13 protein-coding genes are annotated in these 11,489 nt (G+C 65.3%); 5 read left to right on the top strand and 8 right to left on the bottom strand.

What is annotated here, in order from left to right; all coding sequences use genetic code 11:
• Positions 1-8: 8 nt before the first annotated feature.
• Positions 9-1,532 (top strand): apolipoprotein N-acyltransferase, encoded by a 1,524-nt coding sequence (lnt, locus tag CQ042_RS00125; protein WP_181157381.1) that lies wholly within the window; start codon positions 9-11, stop codon positions 1,530-1,532.
• Here the strand turns inward: lnt and CQ042_RS00120 are convergent.
• The 4 genes from CQ042_RS00120 to CQ042_RS00105 all read right to left on the bottom strand — a co-directional run bounded on the left by CQ042_RS00120 (position 1,529) and on the right by CQ042_RS00105 (position 4,222).
• Entirely contained in the window at positions 1,529-1,912 is a 384-nt protein-coding gene (locus CQ042_RS00120; RefSeq protein ID WP_029263398.1) for an RNA polymerase-binding protein RbpA, read from the bottom strand. The two genes, lnt and CQ042_RS00120, sit on opposite strands and share 4 nt — an antisense overlap.
• Positions 1,913-2,036: 124 nt before the next feature.
• The gene (locus tag CQ042_RS00115; protein ID WP_105668221.1) at positions 2,037-2,813 is read right to left on the bottom strand and encodes a glycerophosphodiester phosphodiesterase family protein; all 777 of its coding nucleotides are present in this window, start codon (positions 2,811-2,813) and stop codon (positions 2,037-2,039) included.
• On the bottom strand, positions 2,810-3,739 hold the full coding sequence (locus CQ042_RS00110) for an SPFH domain-containing protein (RefSeq protein ID WP_105668220.1): 930 nt from the start codon (positions 3,737-3,739) through the stop codon (positions 2,810-2,812). The genes CQ042_RS00115 and CQ042_RS00110 overlap by 4 nt, the downstream gene beginning before the upstream one ends.
• A gap of 9 nt (positions 3,740-3,748) precedes the next feature.
• A complete protein-coding gene (locus CQ042_RS00105; protein ID WP_105668219.1) occupies positions 3,749-4,222 on the bottom strand; it encodes an NfeD family protein in 474 nt (157 codons plus the stop codon).
• Positions 4,223-4,344: 122 nt separating this feature from the next.
• Between CQ042_RS00105 and CQ042_RS00100 the strand changes: the two genes are divergently transcribed.
• The gene (locus tag CQ042_RS00100; RefSeq protein ID WP_105668218.1) at positions 4,345-5,109 is read left to right on the top strand and encodes an SDR family oxidoreductase; all 765 of its coding nucleotides are present in this window, start codon (positions 4,345-4,347) and stop codon (positions 5,107-5,109) included.
• Positions 5,110-5,177: 68 nt separating this feature from the next.
• Here the strand turns inward: CQ042_RS00100 and CQ042_RS00095 are convergent, their stop codons facing one another.
• Positions 5,178-5,774: an HdeD family acid-resistance protein gene (locus CQ042_RS00095; RefSeq protein ID WP_105668217.1), complete on the bottom strand. Its 597-nt coding sequence runs from the start codon at positions 5,772-5,774 to the stop codon at positions 5,178-5,180.
• A gap of 183 nt (positions 5,775-5,957) precedes the next feature.
• On the opposite strand from CQ042_RS00095, the gene CQ042_RS00090 reads away from it, so the two are divergent.
• The 3 genes from CQ042_RS00090 to CQ042_RS00080 are packed head-to-tail and all read left to right on the top strand — an operon-like array spanning position 5,958 to position 9,159.
• Positions 5,958-6,356 carry a helix-turn-helix transcriptional regulator gene (locus CQ042_RS00090; RefSeq protein ID WP_219844793.1) on the top strand — a complete coding sequence of 133 codons (399 nt, stop codon included), beginning with the start codon at positions 5,958-5,960 and terminating at the stop codon, positions 6,354-6,356.
• A gap of 5 nt (positions 6,357-6,361) precedes the next feature.
• Positions 6,362-6,772, top strand: a complete 411-nt coding sequence (locus CQ042_RS00085; RefSeq protein WP_105668616.1) for a VOC family protein — start codon at positions 6,362-6,364, stop codon at positions 6,770-6,772.
• Between the two features lie 29 nt (positions 6,773-6,801).
• Positions 6,802-9,159: an excinuclease ABC subunit UvrA gene (locus CQ042_RS00080; protein ID WP_105668215.1), complete on the top strand. Its 2,358-nt coding sequence runs from the start codon at positions 6,802-6,804 to the stop codon at positions 9,157-9,159.
• 63 nt (positions 9,160-9,222) lie between these two features.
• On the opposite strand, the gene CQ042_RS00075 is transcribed toward CQ042_RS00080, so the two are convergent.
• From CQ042_RS00075 to CQ042_RS20235, 3 genes are all read right to left on the bottom strand, one after another.
• Complete coding sequence (locus tag CQ042_RS00075) at positions 9,223-10,068, bottom strand: bifunctional 2-polyprenyl-6-hydroxyphenol methylase/3-demethylubiquinol 3-O-methyltransferase UbiG (protein WP_105668214.1); 846 nt, start codon at positions 10,066-10,068, stop codon at positions 9,223-9,225.
• A 259-nt stretch (positions 10,069-10,327) separates the two neighbouring features.
• Positions 10,328-11,047, bottom strand: coding sequence for a hypothetical protein (locus CQ042_RS20240; protein WP_146115321.1), 720 nt, complete (start codon positions 11,045-11,047; stop codon positions 10,328-10,330).
• 25 nt (positions 11,048-11,072) lie between these two features.
• Entirely contained in the window at positions 11,073-11,459 is a 387-nt protein-coding gene (locus CQ042_RS20235) for a mCpol domain-containing protein (protein WP_181157380.1), read from the bottom strand.
• Between the last annotated feature and the right edge of the window lie 30 nt (positions 11,460-11,489).

The following is an 11,489-nucleotide window of genomic DNA, read 5'->3' as shown; positions in this document are numbered from 1 at the left end:
TGAGAAGGATGTCCGAACCCCGAGCGCCGCGGCGCCCCCTCCTCCCGCTCTGGGCTGCGGTGCTGAGCGCTGCTCTCGCTGCCGTGCTGATGGATCTGGCGTATCCGGAGGCGGCGGTGTGGGTACTCGCGTTCCCGGCGACCGGCCTCCTCCTCGTCGCTCTGATCGGGCGGCGGTTCGGGGGAGCCCTGTTGGTGGGGCTGGTCTACGGCATCCTGTTCTTCGGGCTCCTTGTCTCCTGGACATCTCGCTACCTGGGGCCGATTCCGTGGGCGGCACTCGCCGTCGTGGAAGGGGTGCTGACGGCCATCGCCCTGGTGCCGATCGCGTTGGCGTACCGGTGGCTTCCTCGAGCCTTCCCCGGGGCCACAGGGCGTCTCCTGGGCCTCCCCGTGGTCGTCGCGGCCCTGTGGGTCGGGCGCGAGCTCTTCGTCGGCTCGTGGCCCTACGGGGGCTTCCCCTGGGCGCGGATCGGCATGAGCCAGGCGGAGAGTCCGCTCGCCCCGATCTCCTCGTGGGTGGGAGTCAGCGGGCTCGGCTTCCTGATGGTCCTGATCGTCGCGATGCTCATCGAGGTCGCACGGCTCCGCGCCTGGCGGCGCCCGCTCCGGCTGATCGCTCCGGCAGCGCTGGTCGTGGTGCTGCTGTTCACCCCGCTGTTCCCGTCGTCGTCGTCCGGCTCGATGCGGATCGCTGCCGTCCAGGGGAACGGGCCGACGGGTTACTTCGACGAGCGGGAGCCGTTCGCAGTGATCCAGGCGCAGACGGAGGCCACGGCTCCGCTCTACGGAGAGGACGTCGATCTCGTCGTGTGGCCCGAGGGTTCCCTCGACGCCGATCCGTTCGAGGCCGAGGCGATCGCGCGACGGATGACCCTCGTGGCGAACCGTATCGATGCGCCCCTGCTGGCGAATGCGGCGACCGGTCGCGACGGTCTCTACTTCAACACGTCGATGCTGTGGACGACCGAAGGCACAGCCACGCAGATACACGACAAGAGGCACCCGGTCCCGTTCGGCGAGTACGTCCCGGACCGCGCATTCTTCAACGCGCTCGCGCCCGACCTCATCGGCCTGATCCAGCGGGAGTACACGTCGGGCTCCAACCCGCCGGTCGTGGAGGTCGACGACGTGGTCGTCGGGCTCGCGATCTGCTTCGACGTGATCTACGACGATGTGATCTGGGAGGGGATCAACGACGGCGCAGAAGTGCTCGTCTTCCAGACCAACAACGCCGACTTCCGCGGCACGGACGAGAACCTGCAGCAGCTCGCGTTCGCGCGGATGCGCGCCATCGAGACCGGCCGCAGCGTCGTGAACGTGTCGACCGTCGGCACCAGCCAGGTGATCCGGTCGGACGGATCCACGGTGACGAGCCTGGATGCGGATGAGGCCGGAGCGATGCTCGAGGATGTCGAGCTTCGTTCCGGCCTCACAGCTGGTGTCGTTCTGGGCCCCTGGATCCAGCAGCTCCTGCTGTGGGGCGGTCTGGGCGCGCTCGTCGTCGGGTGGTGGCGCGCCCGCGGGCGCTAAGCGCCGATCTTCTCGCGGGTGGGGTCTTCCCCCGCGCCGCGGCGGGCGCGGATGAATGCGAGGCGCTCCTCGAGGAGTTCCTCGAGCTCCGCACGTGTCCGGCGCTCCATGAGCATGTCCCAGTGGGTGCGAGCGGCCTTCTCGTCGCTGGCCTCGAGCGTGACGGCCTGGCCGTCGACGTTCAGACGGGCTTCGGCGCCGCACGCGCGGCACTCCCAGGTCTGGGGCGGCTCCGCATCCGCCGCGAACATCAGGTTCGTGACGTGGCCGCAAGTGTCACAGGTGTAGGTGGTCTCACGGCGCTCCATGAAAACGACGCCCTCTTCGCTCTGTAGGCTCTGGGCGCCGAGTCGGATGCCGCGCAGGCTGCGATCTGCCATTGTGTGGTCCTCTCGTCGCTGTCAGGTATAACGGTCCAGCCTGTGCGCTTCATCCACGCGAGCGTCTTCTCGGCGGAACTCACAGGTTAATCCCAGCGGCGGAGGTTATGGGGCGCGTCGAGAACTAGCTCGGCGAGAGGGCGGAGACGGCCACATCGGAACGGTCCGAGACGATGCCGTCGACGCCCGCAGCGACCAGTCGGCGCATGTCCTCGGCCTCGTTGACGGTCCAGACGTGCACTTCGACTCCGCGGCGGTGCGCCGCGCGGAGAAGCGCAGGTGTCAGCACCTTCAGCGCGCCGTGCCGTTCCGGGATCTGCAGGGCGTCGATGTCTCGGAGCACACGGCTGGGGGAGAGGCGGAGAGCCGACAGCGCCCGCAGCGACGCGATCGTCGCGCTCCCACCCGAGGTGGCCGGTCGCATCGACGCTCCCGCACGCAGCACGGAGGCCAGCGTCGCGCGGCGGTTCGCATCGGAGAAGCTCGTCACGAGCACGCGGTGCGTGTGCTCGGCGAGGATCCGGCCGAGCGGTTCGACGGCGGAGGCGGTCTTCACGTCGATGTTGAACCGGACGTCGGGGAAGGAGGCGAGCGCCTCGGCGACCGTGAGGAGTCCGCCATGGTCGGCGAACACGGCGCGCAGCTCGCGGGTGCGGACGTCGCGGACGGCGCGGGGGTCGCCGAGGAGACGGTCGAGCGTCGCATCGTGGAACAGCACCACGTCGCCGTCGGCGGTCACCTGGCAGTCGGTCTCGATGAAGTCGACGCCGGCGGCATGCGCGGCGGCGAAGGCGGCGGCCGAGTTCTCCCAGACGCCAGAGTCCTCGCCCGCCGCAGTGATCAGGCCGCGGTGGGCGAGGACTCGGGGATACCGCGCCTTCGAGAAGTACGGGTGCGTCACGCGCCCGGGAGCGTGTTCGTCGGACCCTGACCCGGCTTCGGTGTGAAGGCGCTGCCGATGCCCTTCAGCGCCTCGGTCAGCTCGCTCGGGATGATCCACAGCTTGTTGGACTGGCCCTCGCTGATCTTCGGCAGCATCTGCAGGTACTGGTAGGCGAGGAGCTTGTCGTCCGGTGCGCCCTGATGGATGGCGGTGAAGACGTTCTGGATCGCCTCAGCCTCACCCTGTGCGCGGAGCACGGCCGCCTGCTTGTCGCCCTCGGCACGGAGGATCTCCGCCTGGCGGGCACCTTCCGCTTCGAGGATCGCCGACTGCTTGGTTCCCTCTGCGGTCAGGATGGCCGCGCGACGGTCACGTTCGGCGCGCATCTGCTTCTCCATGGAATCCTGGATGGAGATGGGCGGGTCGATCGCTTTGAGCTCGACACGGCCGACCCGGATGCCCCACTTGCCGGTCGCCTCGTCGAGCACGACGCGCAGCTGACCGTTGATGTTGTCGCGGCTCGTGAGAGCCTCCTCGAGGTTCAGCCCACCGACCACGTTTCTCAATGTCGTGGTCGTCAGTTGCTCGACGGCGCCGAGGTAGTTCGCGATCTCATAGGTCGCGGCTCTGGCATCGGTCACCTGGAAGTAGACGACCGTGTCGATCGACACCACGAGGTTGTCCTCGGTGATGACGGGCTGCGGCGGGAAAGAGACGACCTGCTCGCGCATGTCGATCAGGGGGCGCAGGCGATCGATGAAGGGGACGAGGACGTTGAGGCCCGGGGTCAGGGTCTTGTGATAGCGCCCGAGGCGCTCCACGACCCCGGCGGTGGCCTGCGGGATGATGCGGATCGCGCGTGCGACGGTGACCACCACGAAGATGATCACCGCGATCACGAGGATCCACAGGATCGCGGTGGGGATGAACGAGGCGTCGTTCACGGGGTGCTCCTAGTCGTTGGTGGGACGGACGATGGCGGTTGCCCCGTTGATCGCGCTCACGGCGACCGGTGCGCCAGGGGGGATCGGCACGGGGGTGGCGGTGCGGGCCGTCCAGGTGTCGCCGTTGGCGAGCTTGACCTGGCCGGAGATCTGCGTGATCTCGTGCAGCGCGATTCCTCGAAGATCGACGAGGGCGTCGACGTTGGACTTGGTGGGGTCCTCGCCCCGGCGCAGTCTCTTCAGCAGCGGGGGACGCAGGAACAGGATGAACAGTGCGGCCGCGGCCGCGGCGATGATCACCTGCAGCCAGACCGGGACGCCGATGAGGTCGGTGACCAGCCCGACGACGCTTCCGAAGCTCAGCATGAGGAACGTGAAGTCCAGCGAGAGCATCTCGATGACGAGGAAGACGGCGATCAGGACCAGCCAGCCGATCCAAGCCCATTGGTCGATGAACGTGACGAATGTCGCGAAGTTGTCCATGCGGCCTCCTTTGTGGTCAACGTATCACGCGGGAGGCTGCCGATCCGGGCGCCGCAGCGGTCGCTTGGTAGTGTGAGAGGGCCGTGCGATCACGGCGTTTTCACGCATCATGAGGAGTCACCGTGACCGACGTTCTTCCCGCAGGATCCCTCGACGGCAAGGTCGCTCTTGTCACCGGTTCGTCGCGCGGGATCGGTGCGGACACTGTCCGCTACCTCGCCGAGGCCGGTGCCGATGTCGTCATCAACTTCCGCAACAAGGCGCCGCGCGCGGAGAAGCTCGCCGCCCAGCTGCGTGAGCTCGGCCGTCGCGCGCTCGTGGTCGGGGCGGATCTCACCGACCCGGCGTCGGTCGCCGAGATGTTCGATGCCATCCGCGCCGAGTACGGACGCCTCGACGTCCTGGTCCTCAACGCGTCCGGAGGCATGGAGTCCGGGATGGCGGAGGACTACGCGCTCACCCTGAACCGCGATGCGCAGCTCAACGTCCTGAATGCCGCGACACCGCTTCTGGGCGAGGGTGCGCGCGTCGTCTTCGTGACCAGCCACCAGGCGCACTTCATCCGGACCACTCCGACGATGCCAGAGTACGAGCCGGTGGCGCTCTCGAAGCGCGCCGGCGAAGACGCCCTCCGGGAGCTCATCCCCGCTCTCACAGAGAAGGGGATCGGCTTCACCGTCGTCTCGGGGGACATGATCGAGGGAACCATCACCGCCACTCTGCTGGAGCGGGCGAATCCGGGCGCGATCGCGGAGCGTCGGGAGTCCGCCGGGAAGCTCTACAACGTCTCGGAGTTCGCGGCGGAGGTCGCGAAGGCAGCCGTCGATCCGGTGCCCGCTGACAACACGCGCCTCGTCGGAGATGTGAGCGCATTCGTCGCGGAGTAGCCCCCGATACAGAGATCGGCCCGCCCTGCATCACGCAGGGCGGGCCGATCTCTGTATCGGGGGAGAACTCAGCTGGCGGGCTCTCCCTGAACAGCGGCGACGTACTCCTTCTCGTCCTTGCCGAGCGTGATGGCACGCACGATCTGGATGATTCCGAGCACCACCAGCGCGATGCCGAGCAGCAGCCAGAAGGCGAAGCCGGCGATCAGCGGCGAGAACAGCACGATGATTCCCGCGACGATGCTCAGGATGGCGTAGAGAACGGTCCATACGCGCGACCCGTCCCTGCCCAGGAGCGTCAGCGCGACGATTCCATCGACGATCCAGCTGACACCGATGAAGATCACCACGACGAAGGCGAGCGTGGCGGCGGCGACGTTCAGGTTGAAGAACGCGATGACACCGGCGGCGATGTAGAGCAGGCCGAGGACGATGTGGCCGACGCGGGCCCACCCGCCCTTGGTGCTCGAGAAGATGCCGAGTCCGATGTACACCAGACCGGCGATGACCAGGTAGGAGGCGAAGATCGCTGTCACGATGACCGCGGACTTCACCGGCCAGACGAGCAGGACGATTCCCGCGATCAGTGCGAGGACACCGGCGACGGCCAGCGTGACGCGGATCGACTTGAACACTGACTTCGCCTCGTTGAGCGGTTCAGACATGGTGGGGGACCCCTTTCTGAGAAGATCCTGTGAGGATGCCTCCTCAGGGTAGCGCCCTCCCGGTCCGAGATGGGGGACGAGTCCTCATCCGCGTTTCGTGAAGTCATGCCAGGACTCGCGGCGACATGACAAGATCGATTCGTGACTGCCGTGGATGACGCCCGCGTGCGCGAACTCGTCGTGATGCGAAAGGTCAGAGACCGCATCGATCGGGAGTACGCGAAGCCGCTCGACGTGGAGGCGCTGGCCCGCGGTGTGCACATGTCCGCTGGGCACCTCAGCAGGCGGTTCCGTGAGGCCTATGGCGAATCCCCGTACTCCTACCTGATGACGCGGCGCATCGAACGGGCGATGGCCCTGCTGCGCCGGGGCGACCTGACGGTGACCGAGGTGTGCTTCGAGGTCGGCTGCTCCTCCCTCGGCACTTTCAGCACGAGATTCTCCGAGCTGGTCGGTGTCTCACCCCGCGTGTACCGTGAACGCGCCGCGAACGTCGAAGGGATCCCGTCGTTCCAGGCGAAGCAGGTGACCAGGCCCATCAGGAATCAAGAAGCGCCGAGAACCGGTGCTCACCTAACGTGAAGACCATGAACATCAGCATCCACTACGCATTCCTTCCTCACACCGATGCCGAGGCAGCGCTCGCCTTCTACCGTGACGCGCTCGGGTTCGAGGTCAGGAACGACGTCGGCTATGACGGATTGCGGTGGCTCACCGTCGGTCCCGAGGGGCAGCCGGAGACCTCGATCGTGCTGCACCCGCCCGCAACCGACCCCGGGATCACCGACGCCGAGCGCCAGACGATCCTCGAGCTGATCGCCAAGGGCAGCTACGCGGCTCTCACCCTCGCCAGCGACGATGTCGACGGCCTCTTCGAACGCCTCGTCGACGGCGGAGCCGACGTGGTCCAGGAGCCGATGGATCAGCCGTACGGCGTCCGCGACTGCGCTTTCCGCGACCCCGCCGGCAACCTGCTCCGTATCAATCAGACTGCCTGAACCCTCGATCGACAACACGAAGGACGCCGATGACCGCCGATGAGCACCCCGCCGACACCCACGACCTGATTCGCGTGCAGGGCGCACGCGAGAACAACCTGAAGGACGTGAGCGTCGACATACCGAAGCGGCGGCTGACGGTGTTCACGGGGGTGTCCGGATCAGGGAAGAGCTCACTCGTCTTCGACACGATCGCTGCGGAGTCGCGCCGCATGATCGACGAGACCTACAGTGCCTTCGTCCAGGGCTTCATGCCGTCGGTGCCGCGGCCCGATGTCGACATCCTGGAGGGACTGACAACGGCGATCATCGTCGACCAGGAGCGCCTGGGCGCCAATCCGCGATCGACGGTCGGAACCGTCACCGATGCGAACGCGATGCTCCGCATCCTCTTCAGCAAGCTCGGCAACCCCTATATCGGCGGCCCGACGGCATTCTCCTTCAACATCCCGACGCAGAAGGCCAGTGGGGTGATGACCGGTCCCGGCGGTGAGAAGAAGATCGTGAAGGATGCGATCTACCTGGGTGGCATGTGCCCTCGGTGTGAGGGCAGGGGAGCGGTCTCCGACCTCGATCTCGCGCAGATCGTCGATGAGTCGAAGTCGCTCGACGAGGGCGCCATCATGGTGCCGGGCTATACCGCCGACGGGTGGATGGTGAAGGGCTTCTCGGAGTCGGGCTTCTATCCCGCGGACAAGCCGATCTCGCAGTTCACCGACAAGCAGCGCCATCTCTTCCTCTACGGCGAGGTGACGAAGGTGAAGATCTCCGGGATCAACATGACCTACGAGGGTCTGATCCCGAAGATCACCAAGGCGATGCTGTCGAAGGATCTCGATGCGCTGCAGCCGCATATCCGCGCTTTCGTCGAACGGGTCGCCACCTTCGCAGTGTGCCCGGAGTGCGACGGCACACGCCTCACAGAGGGGGCGCGCTCCTCGAAGATCGAGGGCGTGAGCATCGCCGACGCGTGCCGGATGCAGGTGACCGACCTGGCGGACTGGGTGCGCGGACTCGACCTCCCGGAGGCGGGGCCGCTGCTGCAGGCCCTCGGCGCGAATCTGGACGCGTTCGTGACGCTGGGCCTGGGGTATCTCAGCCTCGAGCGGCCGTCGGGAACACTGTCCGGGGGAGAGGCGCAGCGCATCAAGATGCTGCGCCATCTCGGGTCGTCGCTGACCGACATCACCTATGTGTTCGACGAGCCCACGATCGGCCTGCACCCGCACGACATCCAGCGTATGAACAGGCTGCTGCTCCAGCTGCGCGACAAGGGCAACACGGTGCTGGTGGTCGAGCACAAGCCGGAGACCATCGTGATCGGCGACCATGTCGTCGATCTGGGACCCGGAGCCGGCAGCGCGGGCGGAGAGATCTGCTTCGAAGGCACCGTCGAGGGTCTGAAAGCCAGTGGCACGAAGACCGGTGATCACCTCGAAGATCGGGCGCAGCTCAAGGACTCCGTGCGTGCGGGGGAGGGCTCGATCGAGGTGCGGGGCGCCACGGCGAACAACCTGCAGAACGTCGACGTCGACATCCCGACGGGCGTGCTCACGGTCGTGACGGGAGTCGCGGGATCGGGCAAGAGCTCCCTCATCCACGGCTCGGTGTCGAAGCGCGAAGGCGTCGTGGCGATCGACCAGGCGGCGATCAAGGGCTCGCGTCGGAGCAACCCGGCGACGTATACGGGGCTTCTCGAGCCGATTCGCAAGGCATTCGCGAAGGCGAACGGCGTGAAACCGGCGCTGTTCAGCGCGAACTCCGAAGGTGCATGCCCGTCGTGCAAGGGCGCCGGCGTCATCATCACCGAGCTCGGATTCATGGACACGATCGAGACTCCCTGCGAGGACTGCGGCGGCAAGCGCTTCCAGGCCGGGGTGCTCGAGTACAAGCTGGCGGGGAAGGACATCACCGAGGTGCTCGACCTTCCGGTGTCAGAGGCACGGGCGTTCTTCGGCGAGGGCGAGGCGAAGCTGCCTGCAGCCACCGCGATCCTGGGGCGTATGGAAGATGTGGGACTCGGGTATCTGTCCCTCGGGCAGCCGTTGTCGACCTTGTCGGGCGGAGAGCGCCAGCGGATCAAGCTCGCGATCCAGATGGGGGAGAAGGGGGACGTCTACGTCCTCGACGAGCCCACCACCGGACTGCATCTCGCCGATGTCGACAAGATCCTCGGTCTCCTGGATCGACTCGTCGACGCCGGGAAGACGGTGATCGTGATCGAGCACCACCAGGCGGTCATGGCGCACGCGGACTGGATCATCGACATCGGGCCGGGTGCCGGCCACGACGGCGGAAAGGTCGTGTTCGAGGGTACGCCCGCCGATTTGGTATCCCAAAAATCGACGCTCACGGGGGAGCACCTCGCGGAGTACGTCGGCTCCTAGCGGAGGACGAGAGCGGCCGTGAGGTCAGGCGAGACGCGGGAGGACGGCGTCTCGCGTCTCGTGTCAGTCGCGTCGGGCGATGATCGTGTACGTGCAGGGAACCAGGTTGCGTTCGTCTTCCGGCCAGGCGTAGCCGCCGGGAACCTCGACCATGCGGTCGCTGAACCGCCACGGCAGTGTTCGGCCTTCGTCGAAGTGGACGAGTCTCAGTCCGGCGCGGAGCAGCGCGCCGAGGATCTCGGACAGCGGGTGCGGCCACTCATAGGTGCGTGCATGAGCGACGCGGCCGGATCCGGCGTAGGTGGAGTCGTCATCCCATTGCTGAGCGTGCCCCGTGGCGAAGTAGGGGTATCGCGTGACCAGCCCCGGGGTAGCCTCATCCAGTGCGTAGAGCACCGGATGGCCATCTCGGATGAAGAACGTGCCGCCAGGACGCAGTAACGCCACGATCTGCGCGGCCCACCGATCCAAGTCGTTGAGCCAGGTGATCGTCCCGATGCTCGTGTAGACGACATCGAAGTCACCCGACACTGCGACACGCGCGTCGAGGACATCGGTCTCCACCCACGTCGCCTCGACGCCAAGACGCGTCGCGAGCTCTCTGGCCGCGCGAAGCGCGGACGGCGAGAAGTCGACGCCGGTGACATTCGCACCGGCGCGCGCCAGCGAGACGGTGTCGGTGCCGATGTGGCATTGCAGGTGACACAGGTCGAGCCCGGACAGACCTCCAGAAGGAAGGAATGCAGACATCGCTGCAAGGTCGTCGCGGACGACGTCGCTGAGGTGTTCCGGTTCGTCGAACGCGTCGAGCCCGTAGGCGTTCTCATGCAGCGGGACTCGATCCTCCCAGTTCTCCTGGTTCGCGTCCCGTGCAGATTCCCAGTCGACATCGACATTGCTTCCGTTCACGATGTGAGCCTATCGAGCGCCGCTCTCGAATCGTGAATGACTGGCACACGCCGGTATGAGTACGTACTGAGTAGTTGCCCTCAAAGAGCTGCGGCCGTGCAAATGACTGTTCCCGATGACTCGCTCTGCAACGACGCCCCCGCCCGAGTAACGAGGTTATAGTTTCCCGAGATCATCAGCTTGACCTGTCACAAAGCTGCGAAAAATGGTTGATCTGGTAGTGGCCAAGCCCGCTGTCGAGAAACTACTCTGAGACGCGCTATGCAGGATTTCGCACGAGTATCGCTACGGCGGACATGACGGTCGCAAACGCCGCTGCTGCTGTCAGTATGGGAGTTGAGAGCTCAGAAGGCGCGAAGTACGCTAGCGCGCCAACCAGAATTGCGCCCACGACACTGAGGATCCAGAAGGTCTTTTTTCGCAGCGTGCCTCGATTAACGCGGCGGGTAGCGGATCGGATCAGCTTCGACGCCGACAGTTCCGGGTATGCATAGTCGACTTGATCGAGGTATGGAAGCAAGTCTGAAGCGTCGTGTCGAAATGGACGTTTCACCTCCAATGAGTGAAGAGGCGCACCACCGCGGGAGACGAGCCAAGCGACCGCGCCGGCCAGGACGGTGTTGCGACAAGCAGTGACGTCAAAAGCTGCCCCGGCCTGTTGCTCCTCATCCAGGAATTCTTTCAGGTCCGATTCGGCGACCGACCGATATGTGATTTGCAGGGAGTACCAGTTCACTTCCGCCAGGAATGATGTCATAGGTGCCGGGTCTACCAGTGGAATCATGGTCGTAGCTTCGGATGCAAATTTAAGGTAATTCGATTCGGATAAGCGGTTCACTAGATCCTGTAGTCGTTTCTGAACCGCGTCACTCGAGGATCCAGACGGTAGCGTCGGCGGGTCTATCACCGCGACGACGAATTCACGTACGTTTTGTCTCGCGTTGAAGGCGATGATGTTGAAGTAGACATCTGGTTGCACGGACGAAGCCAGAATGACGACTCTGCTAGGCATCATTGCCGCCACGTCGTGTCTGGTTCTTACCATGAAGTTTTGCAAGATGCAGTTGTCGAGTCGCATCCGCTGCTGAAGTACCAATTCCGCACGAAACAGTCCGACCTGTTGTTTTCTCGAACTTGGCGCGAAAACGTTGAACCAGTATGGGGTCGACGAGTGAATTGGTCACCGCCAATACTTCGTCGCCAGCGGCGAAAACGATCTCCGCCCCAAACGAACGTCGCAACTCCGCCGCGAGTCCCTCAATACCGTCTGATACCCGCGTGCTCACGAGGTGCGCGCCCGGAACGTCCTCTTCTAGCAAACAGAGTTCGATGGCCGCGCCAACATCATCGCCGTCGAAGTAGAGGTATTGCCTTGGTGCACTGTCGATCACAGGTAGAGGGTACCGGCATCGGGCACCGAA

The sequence above is a fragment of the Microbacterium sp. MYb62 genome (assembly GCF_002979475.1).
Lineage (GTDB): Bacteria > Actinomycetota > Actinomycetes > Actinomycetales > Microbacteriaceae > Microbacterium.
Note: the sequence above shows the minus strand (reverse complement) of the source record. Positions and strands in the feature narration are given on the sequence as shown.